The organism is Sphaerisporangium fuscum (genome assembly GCF_018531465.1).
Classification (GTDB): domain Bacteria; phylum Actinomycetota; class Actinomycetes; order Streptosporangiales; family Streptosporangiaceae; genus Sphaerisporangium; species Sphaerisporangium fuscum.
This window is the reverse complement of sequence record NZ_JAHDTF010000027.1, coordinates 16,515-40,763: the sequence shown is the minus strand read 5'-3', so window position 1 is coordinate 40,763 and position 24,249 is coordinate 16,515. Positions and strand designations below refer to the sequence as shown.

General features: G+C 69.4%; 15 protein-coding genes and 1 pseudogene. 7 read left to right on the top strand and 9 right to left on the bottom strand.

Features of this window, described 5'->3' with window-relative positions:
- Nucleotides 1-18: 18 nt before the first annotated feature.
- Entirely contained in the window at nt 19-624 is a 606-nt protein-coding gene (locus KIK05_RS31605; protein WP_214410810.1) for a response regulator transcription factor, read from the top strand.
- Nucleotides 625-669: 45 nt separating this feature from the next.
- Here the strand turns inward: KIK05_RS31605 and KIK05_RS31600 are convergent, their stop codons facing one another.
- Both KIK05_RS31600 and KIK05_RS31595 read right to left on the bottom strand, forming a co-directional pair.
- A complete protein-coding gene (locus tag KIK05_RS31600; RefSeq protein ID WP_214410811.1) occupies nt 670-1,098 on the bottom strand; it encodes a DoxX family protein in 429 nt (142 codons plus the stop codon).
- Between the two features lie 2 nt (nt 1,099-1,100).
- Entirely contained in the window at nt 1,101-1,853 is a 753-nt protein-coding gene (locus tag KIK05_RS31595; RefSeq protein WP_214410812.1) for a lytic polysaccharide monooxygenase, read from the bottom strand.
- A 293-nt stretch (nt 1,854-2,146) separates the two neighbouring features.
- Here KIK05_RS31595 and KIK05_RS31590 point away from each other — a divergent pair, with 293 nt between their 5' ends.
- Complete coding sequence (locus tag KIK05_RS31590) at nt 2,147-2,350, top strand: type 2 periplasmic-binding domain-containing protein (RefSeq protein ID WP_214410813.1); 204 nt, start codon at nt 2,147-2,149, stop codon at nt 2,348-2,350.
- Between the two features lie 78 nt (nt 2,351-2,428).
- Here KIK05_RS31590 and KIK05_RS31585 read toward each other — a convergent pair whose 3' ends face one another.
- From KIK05_RS31585 to KIK05_RS49490, 4 genes are all read right to left on the bottom strand, one after another.
- Nucleotides 2,429-3,790: an erythromycin esterase family protein gene (locus tag KIK05_RS31585; protein WP_214410814.1), complete on the bottom strand. Its 1,362-nt coding sequence runs from the start codon at nt 3,788-3,790 to the stop codon at nt 2,429-2,431.
- Between the two features lie 115 nt (nt 3,791-3,905).
- Complete coding sequence (locus KIK05_RS31580; protein ID WP_214410815.1) at nt 3,906-7,193, bottom strand: tetratricopeptide repeat protein; 3,288 nt, start codon at nt 7,191-7,193, stop codon at nt 3,906-3,908.
- A gap of 129 nt (nt 7,194-7,322) precedes the next feature.
- Entirely contained in the window at nt 7,323-8,789 is a 1,467-nt protein-coding gene (locus KIK05_RS31575; protein ID WP_214410816.1) for a sialidase family protein, read from the bottom strand.
- Between the two features lie 89 nt (nt 8,790-8,878).
- Nucleotides 8,879-9,157 carry a DUF397 domain-containing protein gene (locus KIK05_RS49490; protein WP_372455626.1) on the bottom strand — a complete coding sequence of 93 codons (279 nt, stop codon included), beginning with the start codon at nt 9,155-9,157 and terminating at the stop codon, nt 8,879-8,881.
- Between the two features lie 52 nt (nt 9,158-9,209).
- Here KIK05_RS49490 and KIK05_RS31565 point away from each other — a divergent pair, with 52 nt between their 5' ends.
- From KIK05_RS31565 to KIK05_RS31555, 4 genes and pseudogenes are all read left to right on the top strand, one after another.
- The gene (locus KIK05_RS31565; RefSeq protein ID WP_214410817.1) at nt 9,210-12,251 is read left to right on the top strand and encodes an AfsR/SARP family transcriptional regulator; all 3,042 of its coding nucleotides are present in this window, start codon (nt 9,210-9,212) and stop codon (nt 12,249-12,251) included.
- A 71-nt stretch (nt 12,252-12,322) separates the two neighbouring features.
- A pseudogene (locus tag KIK05_RS49715) lies at nt 12,323-12,444 on the top strand (transposase); the annotation flags it as partial.
- Nucleotides 12,445-12,713: 269 nt separating this feature from the next.
- Nucleotides 12,714-19,004: a DNRLRE domain-containing protein gene (locus KIK05_RS31560; RefSeq protein WP_214410818.1), complete on the top strand. Its 6,291-nt coding sequence runs from the start codon at nt 12,714-12,716 to the stop codon at nt 19,002-19,004.
- Nucleotides 19,005-19,560: 556 nt separating this feature from the next.
- On the top strand, nt 19,561-21,072 hold the full coding sequence (locus KIK05_RS31555; protein WP_214410824.1) for an MFS transporter: 1,512 nt from the start codon (nt 19,561-19,563) through the stop codon (nt 21,070-21,072).
- Between the two features lie 299 nt (nt 21,073-21,371).
- Here KIK05_RS31555 and KIK05_RS31550 read toward each other — a convergent pair whose 3' ends face one another.
- Entirely contained in the window at nt 21,372-21,686 is a 315-nt protein-coding gene (locus tag KIK05_RS31550) for a hypothetical protein (RefSeq protein WP_214410825.1), read from the bottom strand.
- Nucleotides 21,687-21,817: 131 nt separating this feature from the next.
- Nucleotides 21,818-22,516: a LysE family translocator gene (locus KIK05_RS31545; protein ID WP_214410826.1), complete on the bottom strand. Its 699-nt coding sequence runs from the start codon at nt 22,514-22,516 to the stop codon at nt 21,818-21,820.
- 87 nt (nt 22,517-22,603) lie between these two features.
- Here KIK05_RS31545 and KIK05_RS31540 point away from each other — a divergent pair, with 87 nt between their 5' ends.
- Nucleotides 22,604-23,545: a DMT family transporter gene (locus KIK05_RS31540; protein ID WP_308249881.1), complete on the top strand. Its 942-nt coding sequence runs from the start codon at nt 22,604-22,606 to the stop codon at nt 23,543-23,545.
- 277 nt (nt 23,546-23,822) lie between these two features.
- Here the strand turns inward: KIK05_RS31540 and KIK05_RS48380 are convergent, their stop codons facing one another.
- Nucleotides 23,823-23,951: a hypothetical protein gene (locus KIK05_RS48380; protein ID WP_284681301.1), complete on the bottom strand. Its 129-nt coding sequence runs from the start codon at nt 23,949-23,951 to the stop codon at nt 23,823-23,825.
- Between the last annotated feature and the right edge of the window lie 298 nt (nt 23,952-24,249).

The window sequence follows — 24,249 nt, the reverse complement described above, 5'->3', positions numbered from 1 at the left end:
CACATTCCGGGAGCATCAGTGATCAGGGTCGTGCTGGCGGAGGATCAGGCGATGGTCCGGGGCGCGCTGGCGTCGCTGCTCGGCCTGGAGCCCGACATCGAGGTCGTCGGGGAGGCCGCCACCGGTGAGGAGGCCGTGTCCGCCGCTCTGTCCACCCGCCCGGACATCGTGCTCCTCGACATCGAGATGCCGGTCATGGACGGCATCACGGCGGCGGCGCGCATCACCGGCGAGCTGCCCGGATGCCGCGTGATGATCCTCACCACCTTCGGCAGGCCGGGGTACCTGCGGCGCGCCATGGAGGCGGGCGCGGCGGCGTTCATGGTGAAGGACAGCCCGGCCAGGGAGCTGGCCGCCGCCATCCGCAGGGTGCTCGCCGGGGAGCGGGTCATCGACCCCGCGCTGGCCGCCGCCGCGCTGAGCGCCGGCCCGAACCCCCTGTCGGCCCGCGAGCGCGACGTGCTCGCCGCGGCCTCCGACGGCTCCACGATCGGCGACATCGCCGTGCGCCTGCACCTGTCGGAGGGGACCGTCCGCAACTACCTCTCCTCGGCCATCCAGAAGACCCACGCCCGCAACCGCATCGAGGCCGTCCAGCGTGCCCAGTCGCAGGGCTGGCTCTAGACCCCGGCGACGGTGCCGAAGGGGGCGCCCGCCCGCCCCCTCAGGTCAGAGCTGGTGCACCGGGGCGTGCGCGTGCAGGTGCCTGCGCGACCGGGTCAGGAGCGTGTCCAGCGACCACGCTCCGCCGCCCAGCAGGGCCACCAGCAGGAACGACCAGGAGAACAGCGCCGCGGGCTCGCCCCCGTTCATGATGGGGAACAGGCCCTTGGGCAGGTGGACCGTGAAGTACGCGTAGGCCATCGTGCCGGAGCACAGCAGCGCGGCGGCGCGGGTGGCGAGCCCGACGAGCACCAGACCGCCCGCGCCGAGCTCGATCGCACCGGCCCACCAGTCGGGCCACGCGCCGACGGCCGGGATCCTCCCGTCGTGCGGGCCGCCGAGCACGCCGAACAGGGTGGCCGCGCCGTGGCAGGCGAACAGCAGGCCGGTCACGACGCGGAACAGCGACACGACGGCTTCACGTAAGCGGTCCATGGTCACACCCGCTGCCAGAGTGCGGGGACGTTCGGCGGCTCCCAGCCCGCGATCGCCGTGTGCGACTGGACGCACCGGTAGGTGGAGCCTCCGTAGGTCACCACGGCGCCGATGGCGTAGACGGTGCCCGCCTGCCAGGTGCCCGAGGGCGTCGGCGTGGGCGTCGGGGTGGGAGTCGGAGTCGGGGTGGGGGTGGGGGTCGGCGTGGGTGTGGGTGTGGGTGTGGGTGTGGGGCCGCCTCCGCCGCCGATGTTCAGGTCGATGCAGGAGTAGAAGGCGTTGGCCGTGTCGGCGATGTTCCAGATGGCGAGGACCTTCTGGCGGCCGGAGTACCCGGCGAGGTTCACCGTCTGCGAGATCGTGTCCGGCGGCTGCTTCCCGCCGCCGTCGAAGACCGCGACCCGCGTGTTGCCGATGTAGTACTCGTAGTTCAGCGTGGCGTGCCTGGCGGTGAACGTCCAGGTGAAGGTCACCGAGGTGCCGACGGACGTGACGGGCCAGGCCTTGCTCTCGTCGGCGAGCTGGGCGAACTGCGACAGGCCCGCGTTGCAGCTGCGCAGGCCCTTGGGGCCCTCCACGCTCTGCGGCTCGTAGATGATGTCGCCGCAGTTCGGCACCTTGCCCTGCGCGCAGAACGCCTGCCTGCTGGGCGGGTAGTTGACGTAGCCGTGGGCGTACGCCGGGCTGGAGGTCACGACGATGGTCGCGGCGATGGCCACCACCGCCGCGGAGACTAACGTGAGAGTCCTTCGCATTGAAGTTCTCCTCTACATGGGGGGATACCCCTAACTTAAAAGAAAGTTTCTTAACAGTAAAGAGCCTGTTACGGAGATTCCACGCGAGGGGGTTCCTTCTGTGCCGTACCTGCCACCGCTCTCGAAGGGACCAGGGCGCGCTCCTCGTCGCCGCCTCCTGGCCGGTGGGGGCGACGGGGCCGGCGGAACCAGCTCACGCCCTGGACGGCGCGATCTCGGCGACCGGATTGTTCACGTCCGCATTCACGATCAGGAAGACCGTTCACCGATACATTCATGGTCCGGAGGGGCCCATGGAACCGGGCCAGGCCACCGCCGGCGTCCCCGCCGAGTTCACCGGCTTCTATCCCTGGCCCGACCTGACCACCGTGCCGATCCGCGACGCCGCCCCCTGCCAGTGGGCCTTGATGTGGCGCACGGCCGCGGAGAGCCCGTTGATCCGCGCGTTCGCCCAGGCCGCCACCGACGTCCGGAACGCCGCCGAGCACCCGGAGTGACCCGTCGCCTCGGCACGGGCGTGGCCGGACGTGGAAACGGCAGGCGGAGCGCTCCGCCTGCCGGACCTGAATGCCGCGTCAGGGCAGCAGCGCGGCGGCCTTGACCTTGTGCAGGTGGATCACGATGTCGAAGGACTCGCCGAGAGCGACCTTGGTGGCCTGGTCGGGGGACCAGAAGCCGCCGCCGATCAGCCGGGTGGGGCGGCTCTGCGCGAGCCACGTCCGTGCCGGCTGCGGCGCGGTGCGGGTGTCCAGGATGAAGTCGCGGTAGCGGACCTGGTCCAGGACGTACTCGTTATAGTCGCTGCCGGCGGCGTCCACCGAGCCCTTGCAGGTGAGGGGCCGCTCGGCCGGGCGCGAACCGGCCGGGCAGGTGCCCTTGTCGATCAGGAAGTTGTAGCCGCCCTGGTCGAAGGAGGTGCCGACGGTGACGAAGCGGCGGCCCAGACGCTCGCGCAGGACCCCGCCCATCGGCGCGGGCACGAACATCGTGTCGATCGGGGTGTAGCTGATGTGCGCGTTCAGCCCCGACATCTGGATCTTGTGGCCGGTCGTGGTGTTCCACCAGACGACGTTGTCGGCCATGGCCTTGTCCCGGTAGACCTGCGCCTGCCGGCGGCCCTCGGCGGTGGCCTGGTCGAAGGCGAAGTCGGTGAAGGTCTGCGACAGGGCGCGGGCGTGCTGCACCGCCCACCGGTAGTCCTCGCTCGCGCTGGTGTGCCGCTGGAGGAGCTTCAGGGCCTGGGTGGCGCGCCGGGCGTTGTCCTGGCGGGTCTCCAGCGGCTGGGACAGCGCCATGCCCATGTACTCGCCGGCGTCGGGAGTGGTGGGCCGCAACCCGTCGTACAGCTGGGTGAACCGCTCCAGCAGGCCGGGGTGGTGCTGCTCGACGTAGGCCAGGACCTTGTCGAACAGGACGTCGCCGGGGTAGAGCAGGTCGGCGCCCATGAACTGGACCTTGGCCTGGTGGGTGGCGTTGTAGGAGCGCATCCAGGTGATCAGGCCGAGGAACTCGCTGTTGTCGAACAGGTCGTAGGGGCCCTTGACCTCGTCGTGCATGATCGCGCGCGGGTCGCCCTTGCCGTTCAGGACGTAGTCGTTCAGCCGCACACCGGTGCTCCAGCTCAGCTCCCGGGCGAAGGTCGTGAAGCCCTTCTCGGTCACCAGGTAACGCAGCAGCCGCTGGTTGAGGGTGTAGAACTCGGCGGTGCTGTGCGTGGCCTCGCCGACGCCCACCACCTTGGCGCCCGCCACCATCGCGCCGAACGCCTTCAGGTCACGCTGGCCCGCCTGGGGCGCGGCCGAGGCGAGCGGCCTGGCCGCACTGTCGAGCGCGGCGACGACCTTCGCCTCACCGGTGTCGGCGGCGGCGGAGGTGGTGGCGACGGCGGCGGCGGCCAGGCCGATGGTCAGGGCCGCGGCCCAGGTCCTGCTGTTCATGATGTGTTTCCCGTTGTCTGAGAGGTCGTTGACGGATGCAACCCTCGGGGCGGGCGCCGACAACCGTCCGACAGGACGCTGACGGTGCCCGGCGAGCCTGTCAGCGCCGAGTCGGTCAGCTCACCGGCCGGATCGGGCCGGCGCCGGCCTGACCGCCGATCGCCTTGAGCTGGGCGCGGACCGATCTGGTCAGCCGGTGGTCCTCGCCGAGGACGCGGACACAGTCGGTGAGCGCCTGCTCGAAGTGGGAGACGGCGCCCGCCCGATCACCGTCGGTGTACAGGGCGGCGGCGAGATTCGTCCGGGCCCCTATCGTCTCGGCGTGGTCGTCGCCCAGCGTGCGCCGCCGGCCGTCCAGGACCCGCCGGAAGAGCCGCACGGCGCGCTTGGCGGTCCCCAGGTCATGGTGGAGGGCGGCGAGGTTGTTCACCGCCACCAGCGTCCGGGGGTGGTCCGGGCCCAGGGCTCTCTCGCAGTCGTCCGCGGTCTTCTTCTGCAGGACCAGAGCCCGCCACGGGTCGCCGGCCGCGCGGCAGGCGCCCGCCAGGTAGCCGCGGACGGTCAGCGTCCGCGGGTCGTCGGCGCCGAGGTAGCTCTCACAGTCGGCGACGATCGCCTCGAACATCGCCGTCGCCCGCTCGTGATCGCCCACGGTCTCGTGCGCGCGGGCGAGGGCGGTCCGCGCGGTCAGGGTGAACGGGTGCTCACGGCCCAGCAGGCGGTCGAGATCCGACACGTTGCGCTCGTACAGCGCGAGCGCGCGCCCAGGCTCACCCGTCGTCAGGTACACGTCCGCGAGGTCGTCGCGCAGACGGGCGGCCTGCAGACAGGCGCCGCCGAGGGACCGCTCGTACCCGGCGAGGGCCTGTTCGTAGAGCCTGACGGCGCGGGGATGGTCACCTGCCTGCTCGTGAGCCCGGGCGAGCGAGCCGAGGGTGGCGAGGATCTCGGGGTGGTCGTCGCCGAGCGCTCGCCGGTAGTCGGCCAGGACCTCCTTCAACAGGGCGATCCCCAGCCGCCGCCGGCCCGCCGCGTGATGGGCGACGGCGAGGCCGACACGGGTGGCCAGAGTGTTCGGGTGGTCCACGGACAGCACCCGCGTCTGGACGGCGAGGGTCCGCTCGTACAGGTCGATGGCGCGCGCTACGTCACCGGCGGCCTGGTAGCACGCCGCCAGGCTGTTCGACGTCGTCAGGACGCTGGGATCCTCGTCGCCGAAGACCCGGCTCTCCTCCGGGAGGTTGAGCTCGTAGAGCCGGATCGCCTCGTCCACCTCATCGGCGACGTAGTAGGCGAGCGCGAGGTTGCTCCGGCCCATGACGGTGTAGGGATGGTCGTCGCCGAGGACCCGGCTCTGCTCGCCGAGGTTCAGCTCGTACAGCTCGATGGCCCGCCCGATCTGCCCGGCGTCCTGACAGGTGCCCGCCAGGCCGTTGCGGGACGACATCGCCAGCGGGTGCTCGGCGCCGAGGACCCGCAGGACGTCGGTCAAGGTCCGCTCGTACAGCTCCTGCGCCGTCCGCCAGTCGCCGGCCGAGTTGCGGGCGTTGGCCAGGTCGAGGCGGCACGCCAGTGTCAGGGGGTGCTCCCCGCCGAGGGTCCGCTCGTATCCGGCGTAGGTCTGCGCGCACAGCTCGATCGCCTCGCCCAGGCGGCCCGCCTCGCGGTAGTGGCCGGCCAGGACGTGGCGGAAGTGCAGCAGGTCCGGGTGCTGCTCGCCGAGCACCCGGACGCCGTCGGTGACGGCCCGTTCCTGCAGTTCGATGGCCTCGTCCAGCCGGCCCGCCTGCCGCAGGAAGTACGCCAGGCCGTTGAGCGACCGCAGCGTCCGCGGGTCGTCCGCACCCAGGGTGCGCAGGCACACGTCCAGCGTCAGCCGTTCGAGCTCGATCGCCCGCCGCGCGTCGCCGGCCTCGCAGTGGGAGGCGGCCAGGTTGGTCCGGGCGTTCAGCGTGTCGAGATGGCCGGGGCCCTGGATCCGCGTCATGGCCGCGACCGCGCGCTCGAAGAGGACGATCGCCCGCGCCTGTGCTCCCTGATGCCCGAGGAAGACGCCGATCTCGTTGACCAGCCGGGCGACGGCGACGCCGTCCACCGGTCCGTGCTCGATGAGCGCGGTGACATGCGGGAGCAGCGCGCGCCAGCGGGGCCATCCGTCCGGTTCGAGCGGGTCCTCCGGCAGCGCGGCCGCCAGCAGTTCGGTGGCGTCGGCGCGGGCGCGGGCGATGTCGTCCGCCTGCCGGTGGGGGTCGTCCCGGTCGGCGGTGCGGGTCAGCGCCCGCACCAGGTCGTGGACCCGCAGCGTGCCGTCGTCGTCCACGGTCAGCAGGTTGTATGCGGCCAGCCTGCCGATGGCCTGCTGGAGCCGGGGCCGGTCGGCGAGGGGGCTGAACACCTCGACCGGGATCCGCTCGGGGGCGAACCAGGCCAGCACCCGCAGCAGGTGCCCGGCCAAGGGCGTGTCCGCGAGCCGGTCGAGGGTGACGCGCCAGACGCGGGCGACGGTCGGCTCAGGGCCCGGCGGCTCCGCCGCCTGGTCGTACATGAACGCCGGGTCCTCGGCCAGGAGCGCCAGGTAGCCGCGCGGCGGCATGCGGTTCTGACGCATGTACGCGGCGGCCTGCCCGACGGCCAGGGGGAGACATCCCAGCGCGCGCACCAGGTCGAGCGCCCCGTCCGCGTCCGGGACCCCGGTGACCTTAGCGAGCAGTTCGACCGCCTGCTCCTCGCTCAGCATGCCGACGTGCAGGACGGCGGCGCCGAGCCGGTGCCAGCCCTCACGCAGCCGGGTGGTCACCACGATCCGCCCGTGAGGCGCGGGCCGGGCCGGAAGCCGCTCCAGCAGCCGCGCGACGTCGTCGGGGTGGGTGACGTCGTCCAGCACCAGCAGCCAGCCCTGGTGCGCCGCCAGCCACGCGGTGGCCCAGTCGGCGAGGGACTCCGACGGCAGGGCCGCCGTCAACTCCGGCTGCAGCGCGCCCGCCAGCGTGGCCAGACCGGCCCGCAGGGCGGAGACGGTGTCGGCCGCGATCCACCACACCGGGTCGAACGTCTCCCGACCGGTCGCGGCGTAGCGGGCGGCCAGCGTCGATTTGCCGGCCCCGCCTAGCCCGTGCACGACCACCACGGCGGGCCCCGCCCCGCCGTCGTCCAGGGCCTTCTCCAGGGCGGCCAGTTCGTCGTCGCGGCCCACGAACACCGGCGGGGGCGAAGGCGCCTTGCGCAGGCCGGGCGGGGCGGGCACCTCGGCGGCCGGCCGCAACGCCGGCGGAGGCAGCACCACCTGGTTGAGGATCTGGTCGCCCCCCACCTGGTACACCCGGCCGTGCTCCGACGCCGTGGCCTCCATCCGGACGCTCGCGCGCCTCGGCGGGTCACCCGCCCAGGGGAACCTGAACCTCACACGCGCCATCATGGATCAGGCGACGGGACCACGTACCACGATCGCCGGATAATGGCCGGAACAGGGGATGGTCGGTGAAATGCCGGCGGGGTCCGGCCGGACCGGACCCCGCCGGCGGCGTGCGACCGCTCAGCCGGAGAAGATCGCGCTGTGGACGTCCACGGGGTTGGCGGTGTCGCCGGTGGCGACGCCGTACACGGCCGTGAACCCGGTGCCGGTCGAGACCAGGCCGGTGTAGTCCCCGACCAGGCGTCCCGCGCTCGTCGCCGGGACCTTGCGGGCGTCGAACGGCCCCTCGAGGTGCTGCTCACGCCACGCCCCGGGCTGCGTGCAGTCCTTGGCGCAGGTGACGGCCCACACGTCGGTGGGCAGGGTGGCGGGATCGGCCGTGTTGTTGCGGAAGTCGTAGTAGGTGACCGCGACGGTGCCCGTCCGGGACGTGGCGACGACCGGGACGGCGGCGGAACCGGTGGGGGTCTTGTCGACGCGGACCGGGCCGGACCAGGTCTTCCCGCCGTCCGCCGACCGCGAGTAGGCCACGTGGAAGGTGCCGTCGGAGTTCTGGCTCTGCCAGACCGCGTTCACCACCTGGGTGCCCGGCTGGGCGGCCAGCAGCGGCAGGGAGGCGTTGCGCACCGGGTCACCCGAGTTGTCCGGGTCCGGGATGCGGGGGCCCACCGCGAGCGGCGCCGGAACGTTCAGCGTCGGCGCCGACCAGGTCTTGCCGCCGTCGGTCGAACGGATGACCTGGGTGGCACCATCGGTGTCCGTCTCGTAGTGCATGCCGATCAGCAGCGTCCCGTCCGGGAGCGGCGTCAGCTGGGTACCGATGACACCGCTGTTGGTGGGGACGTCGTACACCTTGCCGGTGGTCCAGGTGCGCCCGTCGTCGGTCGACTTCGCCATGTAGATCGGCTGCACCCAGTTCTCGACCGTGTCGGTCGACTGGTTGTCGATGCGGTCCCACACGGCGTAGACGACGCCCGGGTGGTACGGGTCCGCGGTGATCGAGGGGCGGTCGTTGAAGAACCTCGGGTCGTCGTCCCGCTGCAGGGTGACCGGCGCGTCCCACGTCCAGCCGCCGTCGGCGGACCGGGCCACCAGAACGGCGGTCACGTCGCCGGTGCGGGACAGCGAGAACGACGAGGCCAGGGCGGTGCCCGTCGGTGTGACCGTGATCCAGTGGTCGGTCGTGACGTCGTAGTCTCCGCCGTTGGCGGCGTTGCCGCCGTTGCACCGGGAGAAGCCGGGCAGGTTCTCCGACCGCTGCCAGGTCCGGCCGTAGTCCTCGGACACGGCCGTGACCGCGCCGTTGCTGCCGTACCGGTTCCAGCGGTCCTGCTGGAACACCGTGACGAGGTGCCACGGATGGTTCGGGTCCCGCGCCAGTACGGGCAGGACCTCGGTGTTCGGGTTCAGCGTGTAGCCGTCGCCGGGGGGAAGTCCGCAGCCTGCGGGCAGCGGGCTGAAGCCCGAGACCGGCCGTACGACGGCGGGTCCGGGGGATGTGGCACCGTCCGCGGAAGCGGGCTGGGCGACGGCGCAGGCCAGCAGGATGGCCGCTGAGCCTAACAGTGCCCTGGAGCGTCGGATCACGAGCTTCCTCATCTTGTCTAGAGGGCGTGTGTCACCGCCTCGCCGGGGAGCTGGGCGTCTCCGGGAGCCGGCAAACGATCAAGGGCACATTACTGCAACAAGATCAGCGCCCCCCTGTCACCCCTCGGACAGACCGGTCGCGGCGACCACCCGGGCTCGCCCCAGTTCTTCATGCGCTCGAGAAAGGCCGCCCCTTCCAGGCCGGGGAAGACGAGCGCCGGTCTCTCCGGGTGCCTGGAGTCGCGTACGCCCGCGAGCGTAAGGGATCTCCGGCAGTCTGACCTGGAGCACTCTCGATCTCTCCTCGCGCAATCTTGATCTTGTGGTTCGCAATCTGGATCCTGAGAGCGAACCGCAGAGACTTCGATGTGGGAGCACCGCGTGATGAACGAGAACCCGGGTGGCTCACAAGGAGGCAGTGTGGAGTACAGAGTGCTTGGACCGGTGGGCTTGTGGCGCGACGGGCGTCTGACGTCGATCGTCGGTCAGAAGCAGCGCACCTTGCTGGCGGTCTTGGTCCTGCACGCCAACCACGTGGTCTCGCACGACCGATTGCTGACCGCACTATGGGGAGTGGAGATCCCGGTGTCGGGCCGAAAACTCCTGCAGAACCACGTGTGGTCTCTACGTCGGTCGCTCGCGGATCCCGGCCGGCTGACCGGTACCCCCGCCGGTTACTGTCTGCAGATACCGCCCAGCGCATCGGACCTCGATGTCTTCACTGCCGAGACCGACGCGGCCCGTAAAGCTCTTGCGGCGGGCGATGCTCAGCAGGCGGCCGATCGGCTCCGCGGAGCCCTCGCATTGTGGCGCGGAACGGCTCTGGCCGGGACACGGGACGAGCTGCAACTCACCGATGGTGCCGCCCTCGAAGAACGGCGCGTCGCCGCGTTCGGTGACCGTATCGAAGCGGATCTGGCGCTGGGCCGTCACGATGATCTCATCGGCGAATTGCGTCGGCTCGTTGTGGACTATCCGCTGCAGGAGCGGCTACGGGGTCAGCTGATGTTGGCGCTTCACCGCTCAGGCCGTACGGCGGAAGCTTTGGAGGAATACCGGCTCGGTTGCCGGCATCTACGCGAAGAGTTCGGGCTGGAGCCCGGCGCGGACATAAGCAGGCTGCATCAGGCGATCTTGGCGGCTGATCCTCACGATGCGATGAGCACCTGTGGGCAAGCGGCGACCGCACCGGGAACCGCAGCGGCTTCCAGGCCGGTGCCCCGCCAACTCCCCCCTCATGTCTCTCGCTTCACCGGGCGCGTGGACAGCCTGCGGCTGCTGGACTCACTGCTCGGCGGCGCGGAGAACGGCCATGCGGCGACGATCTCGGTCATCGCCGGTACGGCCGGGGTGGGCAAGACGGCGCTGGCGACATATTGGGCACACAGCGTGGCTGATCGGTTTCCCGACGGGCAGTTGTTCCTGAATCTGCATGGCTATTCCCATGGAGAACGGGTCGCTCCGGGCCAAGCACTCCAGCAACTTCTCCTGGGCTTGGGCGTCGCCAGGGAAGCCATTCCTCATCTGGAAGACGAGCGTGTCGGGCTCTACCGCACGCTGGTGGCCGACAAGCACATGCTCATCGTCTTGGACAACGCGGCCACTCCGCAGCAGGTGCGTCCGCTACTGCCAGGTTCGCCGCATTGCAAGGTCGTCATCACCAGCCGGGATTCTTTACGCGGTCTCGCTGTCACTCATGACGTGCATACCTTCGCGCTGGGAATGCTGACGGCAGCGGAGGCGAAGGCCTTTCTTATGGCTCAGCTCGGAGCGGAACGTCTGGGCGCTCATGCCGGGGAACTGGCTCGACTGTGTGGCGGCCTCCCTCTTGCTCTGCGGCTGGCTTCCGCTCACCTCCACTACCAACCTGAGCTCCGTATACAAGATTTCATGGCGCGCCTACGGGAAGAGAATCCGCTCTCCGCCCTGGAAATCGACGAAGATCCCGGCGTGGGGGTCCGTGCCACCTTCGAGCTGTCTTATCGGGCTTTACCCGACATGCCCAGGCGGGCCTTCCGGCTGCTGGGGCACGCCCCTGGACCGGACATCGACCTCGACGCGGTGGCCGTCTTGGTGGATGCGACACCCGCCGAGGCGCGTAAAGCAGTCGACGTACTGGTCAACGCCCACCTTGTTCATCGGGTCGGGGCGCGTCTGGCAATGCACGACCTCCTGCGCGTCTACGCTCGCGACCGCAGCGCTGTCGAAGACAGCGAGAGAGAGCGGCGCACTGCCCTGACGGACCTGCTGAGCTGGTTCATCCATTCTTCTGGCTCAGCCGTCGCTCACGTGTCGCCCGGCAGTAAGCGTCTCGATCCCGGCATACCCCTGCCGCGCAACGGAAAGCGGAGGTTCACGCGCCATGACGATGCTCTGGCGTGGCTGGAGACCGAACGCGAGACCTTGGTGGCGAGCATCGGCTTCGCCGCCTCTGCCGGTTGGCCCGGCCTCGCATGGCGACTCGCCCATACGCTCACCAGATTCTTCTACTCCCAAGACTACATAGATGACTGGATAACCACTCACGAGGTGGCGCTCTCCGCGGCTCGCGGGCTCGATGACAACAAGGCGGAGAATTTGATTCTGTGCGATCTGGCTTATGCTTACCTGTTCGCGGGGCAGTATGCGAAGTACCTGAGCCACCAGCGGTGCAGTTTACAGCTCTGCCGATCTGCGGGAGATGAGAGCGGCGAGGCCAGTGCCCTTCAACATCTGGGATATGGCCTCTTGCGGACAGGGGAACTGGCGGCCGCGATCGAGGCGTTCACGCAGGCGCTCGCCAAGCATCGCGGCATCGCGGATCTGGACGGTGAGATGGAATCCACCTACAGACTGGCCTGCGCCTACTTGAGGGCAGGGCGTACCACAGACGCGGCTGACTTGCTGAACAAGTGCATAAGTCACTTTCGGAAGGCCGGCAAACGCTACGATGAAGCCTACGCGTCTATTTATCTGGCAGACGCCCACGGGTGGCTCGGAGATTTCTCATCGGCCGTTGAGCGTGCACTCGATGCTCTGCGGGTGGGTCGCGAACTGCGTAATTCGCGACTCGAGGCGGACGCGCTGAGCACCGTCGGACGGTGGCACCGGAAGTCGGGGCGACTCGACGATGCGCTCGCCTGTCAGCGGCGAGCTCTTTCCATAGTGGAGAACCTGAGCACCCGTGAACTGGAGTGCGAAATATTGCTTGATCTCGGCGACACCTTTCTCGCCATGGGAGAGAGGCGTGACGCACTGGAGTCGTACAAGGCTGCTCTGGTGATTTCTCGTGGCCTCAAGGGGTCTCACCTGGAAGGTCTGGCCCTCAGGGGGATCGGTGACGTGGATCACTCTGGCGGAAATTCGGAGCGGGCGGCAGCGTATTGGCGGAAGGCGCTCGACATTTTGTCGTCGATGCACGTACCCGAGGCCGAGGTGGTAGCCGCCAAGCTTCGTGGCATCGCCGGAACCCGCGGTGAATGAGGCCCGATGAGGACATCGCGCCGTAGGCGTTCGTCTGGCCGGACGGCCTGCCAAGAAGGTCCGTGAGGGTGGCCGGACCCCGTGAAGTCTGGAAGCGGATCTGGTCGAACGATCCCGGGGAACGGCTGAGAAGGAGATCCGCCGCCGCACGGACGTCGTAAGGATCTTCCCCGGCCGGGCGTCGATCATCAGACTGGATCTCCATCGGCCCCAGGACGCGAAGCGTCAGCCTGGCCCCTCCCTCGTGGTCACGATCGTGCCCCGTCCCCATCGTGGTCCGCCTCAGTTGCCCGTGGCCCCCAACAGGCGACGACACATCCGCGAACAAGATCGCGACAAAGTGGAGAGAGTCTCCAGAGCACCGCCCTCCATGCTGCTTTATGCCGTACTTATCCCCTCCGATCGCTTACAGATCTTCACTTGGGAGGTTGGGTGCACATCCGCCGAAAGGCTTGTTTCGCCATGCCCGGAAACAGGTGGGCCTGGCGACGAGCAGCCCTCACCGCGGGGTTGGCGACCTCGCTCCTCTTACCCACCGGCTACGTGGCGGAGGCCGCCACCTCGGCGTCGACCGCGCCGCCCGCCCCCGGCCCGGCGGCCGCGAAGGCCCCGCAGGTCACCGAGCGGGCCGACCGCGTCTCCGCCGCCCTGAGCGCGCGCCTGCAAGGCAGCCGGGTCCTGGTCACCGGCGAGACCACGGAGACCAGCCTCACCTACGTCAACCCGAACGGCACCGTCACCCTCGAGACCTCCTCCAACCCCGTACGCGTCAAGCGGGGCGACAAGTGGACGCCTGTCGACACCACGCTCGCGGTCTCAGGAGGGCTCCTCAAGCCCAAGGCGGCTCTGGCCGATGTCTCCTTCTCGGCTGGTGGCGCGGGGCAGACGCTCGCGCAGTTGAAACGTTCCGACAAGGAGTTCTACGCCCTCACATGGCCGACGGCGCTGCCCAAGCCCAAGGTCGAAGGCGACAAGGCCACCTACACCGACGCCGCGGGCCCTGGCGCCGACCTCGTCCTGACCGCGCTTCCCACCGGCTTTCGCCATGACGTCGTGCTGCGCCAACGTCCCAGCGGCCCTGTCGAGTACAAGATCCCTGTCAGGACCGGCGGGCTGAAGCTCACCGAGACCGAGCAGGGCCGGCTGAAGCTCACCGACGGCAAGGGCAAGACCGTCGCTTCGGCACCGGCACCTGTGATGTACGACTCGCCAGGGCAGGCCGCGCAGGCCGGCGACTCCCGCAAGGGGAAGCTGGAGACCGAACTCACCACCGAAGGCGATCAGCAGTTCCTGGTGCTCAAGCCCGACCCGGCGTTCCTCTCCGACCCACGCACCCGCTGGCCCGTGGTCGTCGATCCCACGCTGACGCTGGGCGTGCAGTCCTACCGGACCCTGTACGCGCCGTGCAACGACGGCACCCAGCTCACCTCCGCCGAGATGGTAGCCGGCATCATCGACGGCTTCTACAGCTGGGACGGCTGCGGCGCCCACAGCGAGGAGGAGCAGGACGTCCCCGCCCGGGCGCTGATCAAGTTCGACACCTCCACCCTCGCGGGCAAGAACGTGGTCGACGCCCGCCTCGACCTCAACACGACCATGGTGGGCTACGAAGGACAGCCGGCCTGCCCCGTCGGTCGCAAGCTCACGGTCCGCCGCCTGACCGGAACGTGGTCACCCGCCAACGTCCGGTGGGGCAACCAGCCCGCCACGAGCAACGACGGCGCCGTCACCACGCCTCCGCCCTCCGCCTGTGCCAGCGGCGGCCTGGCCGAAGACGTCATGTGGAGCATTCCGATCACGCCGATCGCCCAGGCGTGGGCCGGAGGCGCGGCGGGCAACGGGCTGCAGCTCAAGCTGGACGACGAAGCGACGGACAGCGGCAATTTCTACTGGACCTTCAATCCCGTGACACTCTCCCTGACCTTCGGCAGCACCCCATGGACCGAGAACCTGCGGGCCGCGCCGATCACGGGTAATGACGGGGTCTTCTACACCAACACCCTCACCCCCAGCCTGTGGGCGGGGGTCAGGGACAACGACGGCGGGCTGCTGAAGGCCGACTTCGAGGTCGAGCACGATCCCGCCGACACCGCTCACGGCGCGGGTGTCATCTGGAGTGGCTCTGTCGACGGCGTCCAGGCCGGGCTCAACGCCAAGGTCAAGATCCCTGAAGGCAAGATCGCGGACGCGTGGCAGATCCGCTGGCGGGCCCGTGCCTCCGACGGCATCGAGACCTCTGACTGGTCGCCTTGGCAGAAGATCACCGTGGACGCCACCCCTCCCACGCTGGTGTCGGGGAGCACGGGCTGCTCTCATCCGGACGGTTCGTGGAAGCCGCTGGACTGGAACGGTGACTCCCACTGCTTCATGAACTCCTACTGGGGTGATCTCGATGGCTACCAGTACGGGATCGACGATCCCGCGATGCCGAAGTCGCTGGACAAGTACAGCGGAGAGTTCTCCCTCTCGTCGCTTTCCACCGGTTGGCACACCATCTACATGAGTGCCCGCGACAAGGCGCACAACACCTCTCCCGTCTTCAAGACGAGCTTCGGGATCGGGGTCGGCGGGCTCGTGCAGCACGCCTCCCGTACGGCGAGGGTGGTGACCTTGGAGACCGCCGCCGCACCCGCCCAGACCAAGGTCAGCTACGAGTACCAGATCGGCGCCTCGGACTTCGACAGCCCGTGGGCGGTGTGGCGGCCCGTTCCCGTCCAGGACGTCACCGTGCCCGGCTCGGCGCAGCCACTGACGTCATGGCCCCAGGTCCGTACGAACACCTCGCAGAACTTCCCGCCCCTGGTCTGGGATCTCGCGAAGACGCTCCAGAGTGAGGCGGACGACGGAGGCAAGGTCCAGGTCCGGGCGTGCTTGTCGGGCGCCACCGGTGAGGAGAAGTGCTCCGACGGGAGCACCCTGATCCTCGACCAGAGCGCCTTCGGCGGCTCCTACGCCACGTCCGACCTCGGGCCCGGCAAGGTCGCGCTGCAGAGTGGAGACTTCGCCCTCAACGCCACCGACACCAGCCTCTTCGGCACCGCGGTCAAGCGAACTCACACCACCCTTCACCCGGAGGCCGACCGGCCGGACGAGCAACTCGCCGAGAACAAGGTGTTCGGACCGGGATGGCGCGCGGAGTTCCCCGCGCCGCCCACCAACGTGCCCGATCTCGCTCCCTCGGGAGACGGCGAGTCGGGCGCGCTGCAGCTGATCGGGCCCGACGGCTCGACCTGGACGTACGTCAGGCACGGCGAAGGCTTCACGGGTGTCGGCGACGCCGCCGAGGGGTCCTTCATCACGGTCGACAACGGGCAGATGGTTCACACGGACGCGCTCGGTAACAAGACGACCTACGTCAAGGCGAACGGAAGATGGGTGGTCGCGCGCACGGAGACGGCCGCCACCGAGTCGGCCACCACCTACTACCGGGACGGCCAGGGGCGCATCACCCGGGTTCTGACGCCCGTCGCAGCGGGCGTGACCTGCGGCACCGTCCTGGTCGCCGGTTGCCGCGCCATCGAACTGTCGTACGCGGCCGGTACGACGGCCACCGGCGTCGCCTCGGGCTGGGGTGACTACGCCGGCCAGGTCAAGAACGTGACCTACACGGCGTTCGACCCCGGCACGGGCGCGATGAAGGCGACCGTGATGACTTCGTACGCGTACGACTCAACAGGGCACCTGCGGCAGGTGTTCGACCCGCGTACCGGCCTGACGACCACCTACTACTACAACGCGGAAGGACGGATCAGCCAGCTCACTCCGCCGGGACTGGCCCCATGGCGCTTCGATTACGACAGCGCCGGCCGTCTGGTCGACGTGCAGCGGGAAGGCGGCGATACCGACCCCACCATGGCGGTCGCCTACGACGTGCCCATCGGCGGAGCAGGGGCACCGGTGGACCTGACGGCGGCCCAGACCAGCCGCTGGGGTCAAGCCACGGACCTGCCGGTGACGGGCACCGCGATCTTCCCCGCCTCGCACGTGCCGCCGCGCCAGGAAGGCGGAAGCTATCGTCCCGGCACGTCCGACTGGGAGTACGCCTCACTCATCTACACCGACGCGGACGGCCGGTCGGTCGACGCCGCCCGGTACGGTGCGGGTGCCTGGCAGATCGGCGCGACACGCTACGACGACAAGGGGCGCGTCGTATGGGAGCTGGGCCCCGGCAATCGGGCGCAGGCTCTGGCACCGACCGAGGACACCGATCCCTACGTTGTCGGACGATCCGACTCGGCCGCTCGCGCCGATCTTCTCGCCAGCGTGTCGACCTACACCAGTGACGGTGACCTCAGCACCGAGCTCGGACCGGCCAGGCTGGTCACCCTGGCCGACGGTCGTTATGTGTCGGCGCGGGCGAAGAAGATCAACGTCTACGACGAGGGCAAGCCGTCCCAGGCGATCAACTACCGCCTGGTCACCACCAGCACCTCGGGACCGGTGGTACTCGATGGGACCGCCACGCCGACGGCCGAGGACAGCCAGGTGACCAAGACGGGGTATGACCCGATCGGCTCGGGCGACGCCTCAGGCTGGAACCTGCACAAGGTCACCTCCGTGACGACTGTCGTACCGGGTGGTGCCGACATCGTGCAACGCCTGCGGTACGACGCGGCCGGACGGGAGTTCGAACGCAGAATGCCCAGCTCCGCAGGCGCGGACGCCGGCACGACCGTCACCCTCTACTACACCGCCGGTGCGCACCCCACGGCGCCCGAGTGCGGGAACAAACCGCAATGGGCAGGCTGGTCCTGCCGATTCGGGCCGGCCGCTCAGCCGGCGGGCACTCCACTACCGGTGCACTCCTCCACGTACAGCTATTACGGCGACACCGCCGTCCGTACCGACACCTCCGGCGATGTCACCCGCACGGTGACGTTCGGCCATGACGTCGCGGGGCGTGCCACGAGCACCGAGACGCAGGTCAGCCCGGCAAGCGCGGGCGGGACGGCCACTCCATCGGCCACCTACACCTACGACGCGGCGACCGGCCTGCCCACCCAGACCACCTCTGGCGGACAGAGCATCGTCCAGCGGCATGACGCCTTCGGACGGTTGAGCTCGGCCACCGACGCCAGTGGTAACACCAGCACCGTCACGTACAACATCGACGGTCAGATCGCCACCACCCACGACGGTAAAGGGCTGATCACCTTCACCTACGACGGAGTGGACGCGTCCGGGCGGGCCGAGCGCCGCGGGATGCTCACTCGCATCGACACCGGTGCGGGGGTGTTCACCGGCAGCTATGACGACGGCGGGGCGCTGGCGACGCAGGTCTACCCCGGCGGCCTGACAGCCACGAGTGACTATGACTCGACGGGCGTCCGGACCGGCCTGAGATACGTCAAGAACAGCACCGCCTGGCTCTCCTACGCCGCCGTTCCCGATATCCAGGGACGGGTCGCCGAACGCCAAGGACCTGGCGGGAGCGCTCAGGACTACCGTTACGACGGCGCCGGCCGCCTGGTCAGAGTGGAGGACACCTACGGCGGCGCCTGCACCACCCGGCTGTACTCCTTCAGCCTCAACACGAACCGGCTCTCCCGAAGCGACTACTCCTCCACCGCGAGCTGCGGCACTGCGGGGACCCCCGTCGAGAAGAGCCACACCTATGACACGGCCGACCGCATCACCGGCAGCGGCTACGCCTACGACAACCTCGGCCGGACCACCCGACTGCCGGCCGGTGACGCGGCCGGCGGCTCTGACGTGACCGTCGCCTACTACACCGACGACCAGGTCGCGACGATCAGCCAAGCAGGGGAGAGCAAGACCTTCACCCGGGACGCGGCAGGACGGATAACCAGGACCGTCACCACCGGCGGGCCGAAGCCCGGCACGACCGTCAACCATTACACCGGGGGAGAGGACAGCCCCGGCTGGGTCACCGAGACCGACGGTTCCTGGACCCGGAACCTGCTCGGCCTTTCCGGCCTGGCGGCGATCCAGCGCAGCGACGGCAGCGTGACCTTGCAACTGACCGACCTGCACGGAGACCTCACCGCGACCGCTGCCCCCACAGGCAACGGAATCGACGGCTACACCGAGTACACCGAGTACGGCGCACCGCGTGCTTCCGCCGGTGGACCCACCCGATACGGGTGGCTGGGCGGCTACCAGCGCGACAGTGGGGCTCTCGGCGGGCTCGTGCTCATGGGCCGCCGCCTGTACAACCCCGTCACTGGGCGCTTCCTGCAACTCGATCCGGTGGACGGCGGCAGCGCGAACGCCTACGAGTACTGCAGCGGTGATCCGCTCAACAAGACCGACCTCACAGGAGAAGACGACTACCTCGGCGGTCGCGGTGAGTGGTCCGACATCAAGCATGAGCGCGACACCGTATACGAGCAGGCCTACGGCACCATAGTCACGTTCATATGCACTCGTTTCGACGTGGTATGTGGCGACAAGCTCGAGGTCTTCATCGAAACGCACCACTATTACCGCACCTACACCCAGGTGAACCATTATCAGGAACACAGAACGATCTACGTCTGGACCTGCCAGAAAACCGCGCTGGGCCCCTGTGGGCGTCACGTACGCGAGACGATACCCCAGACCAGAAGACGGACAGAGACCATCGTCACCAGCTACCACAAATCGGTCTACATAAAAGAATACAGATCAGGCAGCATGTTCATAGGTCGAACCGTGGACGACTCGGGCTGGCAGGTAACGGGCCGTAAGGTGACCACCACTTATACCGCCTGGGTGAGTGGCGCGGGCCCGTATAGCACGAAGTTCCCGTAAGCCTCTCTCTGAATCACTGATGCCGCACTCCCGGTGATGGGAGTGCGGCATCAGCGTCGCGATGGAAACGCGACCGGACACCGCCGCTCACATGTCCGCCGGCGTCCATCGGATTCCCGGCTCGTCGTCCTCGAGGTGCGGCGTACCTCCGACACTGAAGGACGCCGGGTGGCGGGCGCGGATCGCATCCGGTGAACGCCCTGGCGGCGAGCCGGGGGCACCGCCGGCGGTGAGCGGCGGCGGGGTCGTCTGGTGCGCCCTCCCGGCCAAGGATTCCGTCCAGCCCGGGCCTATCGGGATTCGTTAAGTTTCGGCTAAACGCTGTACTGCCGAACCTGTCGTTGATCGCCACTGGTCGCGCCCGCAAAAGTGAAAGCCAAATCCGGCCGGCCTGGCCGGACGGCAGGCTGGAATACGGCCGCGAGATTCCGCATCGAGACACTCCCGGGACCGGGATCCGGCTGTCGAAACTCCAAGGAGCGACGTGTACGCCAAGGCAGGTACAAGAGAATGGATCGGTCTCGCGGTACTCGCGTTCCCGTGCCTGCTCGTGTCGATGGACGTGAGCGTGTTGTCGTTCGCGATGCCGTTCATCAGCGCGCACCTCGAACCATCCGGCACCCAGCTGCTGTGGATCATGGACATGTACGGCTTCGTGCTGGCCGGCATGCTCATCACCATGGGGGCGCTGGGTGATCGGATCGGCCGGCGCAAGCTGCTGCTGAGCGGTGCCGTCGCCTTCAGCGCGGCATCGGTGCTCGCGGCGTACTCCACGAGTCCCGGGATGCTGATCGGGGCCCGGGCGGTGCTCGGGCTGGCCGGTGCGACGTTGATGCCCTCGACCCTGGCGCTGATCCGCAACATGTTCCACGACCCGGCGCAGCGCAAGACGGCGATCGCGGTGTGGACCGGTGCGATGACCGGCGGCGTCACCGTCGGCCCGATCGTCGGTGGCCTGCTGCTGGAACACTTCTGGTGGGGCTCGGCGTTCCTGATCAACCTGCCCGCGATGGCGCTGCTGCTGGTCCTCGGGCCGATCCTGCTGCCGGAGTTCCGTGACCCCGCCGCCGGGCGGTTCGACCTGCTCGGCTCGCTGCTGTCGTTGGGTGCGGTGCTGCCGGTCGTCTACGGCATCAAGGAGCTGGCCGTGGACGGCTGGGCGGCCGGCCCGGCGATCGCGATCGTGGCCGGGCTGCTGGTCGGGGCCGTGTTCTGGCACCGGCAGCGGACCATCGCGCACCCGCTGATCGACCTGCGGCTGTTCCGGCGCCGCACGTACAGCGGGGCGGTGAGCGTCAACCTGGTCACCAACTTCGCGCTGCTCGGCTTCAACCTCTACACCATGCAGTACCTGCAGGTCGTACGCGGCATGAGCCCGCTGGCCGCGTCGCTGTGGTCGCTGGTGGTCATGCCGTTCATCATCGCGGCGATGACGGTCACCGGGATCGTGGCCAAGAGGATCCGGCCCGGCAACGTCATCGCCGCCGGCCTGCTGGTCTCGGCCTGCGGGCTGGCGGTGACCACCCGGGTCGAGGTGCACCAGCCGCTGGCGGTCATCCTCACCGGGGCCGGGCTGCTGGCGGCGGGCATGATGGTGGCGACCACGCTCACGGCCGACCTGATCCTGGCCGCCGCGCCACCCGAGCAGGCCGGCGCCGCCTCAGCCATGGCCGAGACCGGCAGCGAGCTGGGCGGCGCGCTGGGCTTCGCGATTCTGGGCTCGATCGGCACCGCCGTCTACCACCACCGGATGGCCGGCGTCCGGGTGACCGGCGTTCCCGCGGAGGCCCTGCGTGCCGCCCGCGACACCTTGGGCAGCGCGGCCGCCGTGCCCGGCCGGGCCGGCCAGGCGCTGCTGGAGGCGGCCCGGACGGCCTTCACCCACGGACTGAACGTCACCGGCCTGTCCGCGGCCGTGGTCCTGGCGCTCGCCGCCCTCGGCGTCCTCGTCGTCCTGCGCGGCGTGCCGGTCTCGGCGCCCGCCGTCGAGGTGGACCGGCAACCCCAGGCGCCCACGCACGGACGCCACGAGGCGAACGTGCCGCGCGCGGAGGCCACCAGGCGGTGAACCGGCGGTGAGACGCGGGTGCCGTGACCGGCGCCATCGTTGGTGCCGTCCGGCGGTCGGTGAGACGGGGCCGATACGAGATCGGCGCGTCGTGCGATCGGGGCAGCGTTCCCGCTGCCCCGATTCCTCTCAGGTCGCGCTCGTCAGGCCGGTACCGGCTCCGTGGACGCCGGTGGTGCCGGGGTTCGGTGCCGTGCTGTGGCATAGACACCCCGCCGTGCGGAGCGCGGTGCAGAACCAGATCGGCAGCGTGGCCGGAGGCCACGCCGCTCCTCGAGGTCCAGGCCGGCCCGGGCGGCTCAGCAGCCGTCGGTCACGTAGCAGCCCTTCACGTACCACTTGCCGCTGTAGTAGGCGCCGCTGGTGGCCTTGCTCGTGCCGCCCACGGAGACCAGGCTGCCCGGCACGTAGGAGCAGGACGAGGTGGAGCAGAAGTAGCCGTAGACCCGGAAGTAGGTCTCGAGCCCGCTGGTGCACTTGACGCTCACGGAGTGGTCGGTGCTCGCGGTCTTGGAGCAGCCGCTGACCGCGGCGGCGGGGGAGGCGGTGCCACCGACGAGGGCGGCGGTTCCGAGAACGATGCCGGCGACACCGGAAAGGATCTTTTTGTTCACGGGCATCCATGATCGCTTGTCGGGTCGCTCTTTACAACCTAGAGCGTGATTCTTGACAGATCGTCCCGTTCCGGTCCGTCATGATGCTCTGAAGTACGGCGCCTCGAACGCTGTCCGCCGCAGCGGGACGCTCAAGGGCGGTCGCCGGTGGCGAGTTTGAGGCCGAGGGCGATGAGGACCGAGCCGACCAGGGTGTCCATGACCCGCTCGAAGTGGCGGTGGTCCACCAGGCGGGCCGTGCGGTCGGCCGTGATCGCGAAGACGAACTGGCCGGTCAGATTGGAGGCGGCCGCGATGAGCGTCAGGCCGATGATCAACAGCGTGGCGGTGCCGTCGTGGGCGGTGACGAACTGCGGCAGCAGCGCCGTGAAGAATGCCGCGGCCTTGGGATTGAGCAGGTTGGTGGACAACCCCTGCCGAAAGAGCGCCCTGGACGAGGCGTGGGCTCCGGGGGAAGCGGCGTTCGTACCGGCCGCGGAGACGCTGGTGGTGGCCGGGGCGGCGTCGGCGGGGCGAGGGCCGGCGGTGGCCGGGGCCGACGAGCGCCAGGCGCGCCACAGCATCCGCACTCCCATGTAGCCGAGGTACGCGGCTCCGGCCAGTTTGAGCACGGTGAAGGCCACCATGGAGGCCGCGAGGAGCGCGGCGATGCCCGCGCACGCCGCGAGCCCCCACAGCAGGAGACCCGCCGCGCTGCCGAGGCCCGTCCGCACCCCCGCGCCCCACCCTTGGCGCATGGCGTTCCGCACCACCAGCGCGGTGTCAGGGCCAGGAGTGATGGTGATCATCGCGACGATGCCGAGATAGGCGAGCAGTGCCTCACGAGTCATGATCCGACTCTAGCGATGGATTGGTCTGCTGTTTCGTCGCTTATTGGCACTTCCGACGCTCAAGCCCGGTGACCACGATGGCTTTCCGTGAAGGCGATACGAAACATGGCCGACCGGCGGCGCGGGATGATCGGTGCGGCGACCGCGATGTTCCTGGTCGGCACGCTGACAGGGGTCTCTCCGGCCCTGCACGCCTACCCCTTGTACGGCGGGCAGGCCATTCGGTACGCGATCGCCGCCGCCGTGCTGTTCGCCGTCCTCCGCGTGAGAGGGCTGCCGGCGCTGCGGCCGACCCGCCGCGAGCTGGTGCTCGTCGTGCTGCTGGCCGTGGTCGGGCTGGTGGCGTTCAACGCGTTCGTCGTGGAGGCGACCCGGCACGCCGACCCGGCGACGGTCGGCACGATCGTGGCGACGGTCCCCGTCGTCCTGGCGGTGGTCACGCCGCTGATGGAGGGCAGGCGCCCGACGTCGTACGTCGTGGTCGCGGCCGTCGTGGTGGCCACGGGGGCGGCCGTCACGATCGGCCTCGGCGGCGCGACGCTCGCCGGGGTGCTGCTGGCGTTCGGCGCGCTCGCCGGTGAGGTCGGATTCTCGCTCCTCGCCATCCCGTTGCTGCCGCGGTTCGGCGCGGTCCGGGTGGCGGCGTACTCGGCCGCCGCGGCGGTGCCGCTCTTCCTGATCGCGGGGCTCGCCGAGGACGGCACCCGGCTGCTGCGCGTGCCCACGCCGTCCGAGGCGGCCGTGCTCGGCTACCTGGCCGTGGTGGTGACGGCGTTGGCGTTCTTCTGCTGGTACGACGCGCTGCCCCGACTCGGCGCCGACCGCGCGGGCCTGTTCTCCGGCTTCCTGCCGCTCGGCACGATCGTGGCCTCCATGGTGCTGGGCACCGGTCACCCGGGTCTGCCGGAGCTGCTGGGGGCCGCGCTGGTGATCGCGGGCCTGCTGCTGGGGTTTCGTCCTCGGCCGGCCCGCCGTGTCGCGGTGGAGGATCCCGGCGAGGGGGTTCGCAGCGCCGTGGACGCCCGCTGATCGGACGGTGCGGGGATCCGGCCGCGCCGAATGGCCGGGAGCGGGGAGAGCGGGCCGCCGTAGCCGGTCGATTTCCGGTGATGCATTCACGGAATTCGGTGATCCGGTGGCGTGGGGGGTTCGGCGATTCGCCGGTGTCGCGTTCTCGGGATACCGCCTGGAAAATCTCTTTGCGGCGGTTTTTCGATTGGGTTTCCGGGTTTTCGGTTCACCGTCGGGCGGCTGGTGCGGCCGCCAGGGGCGACGTGCGTCGCGCGGTGCTCTGAACAGGGAGTTCTCAGTCCCAGGTGGTGCCGGCGGTGCGGGAGTACGAGTCCCAGGTGGTGCCGGCGGTGCGGGAGCGGGAGTCCCAGGTGGTGCCGGCGGAGCGGAGGATGGAAATCGCGGAGGCGGCCGAGTTCTTCATTTCTTCGTCTCTTTTCTTGAGGGATTTCGAATTCGTCCTTGCACAATCAACTCTGCGGCATTCGAAGCCCTAGAACCAGACGAATGGACGGCAGCAACCTGCACGCCGTTGGCCGCATCCTGCCACCTCTGTCCGGATGGCGTATTACCGCTGCTCAGGGCGGGGGAGCGGGCCGTGCGCGGGCGACGTGGCGGCGTGATCACCAGAGCCGGACGGCCTCCGCCGCGAGAAGTGGCCGCGCATGTACATTGAGTGATCATCGTGTCGCCCGAGGGCGGGAGCGCCCCGGCTGTCTCGG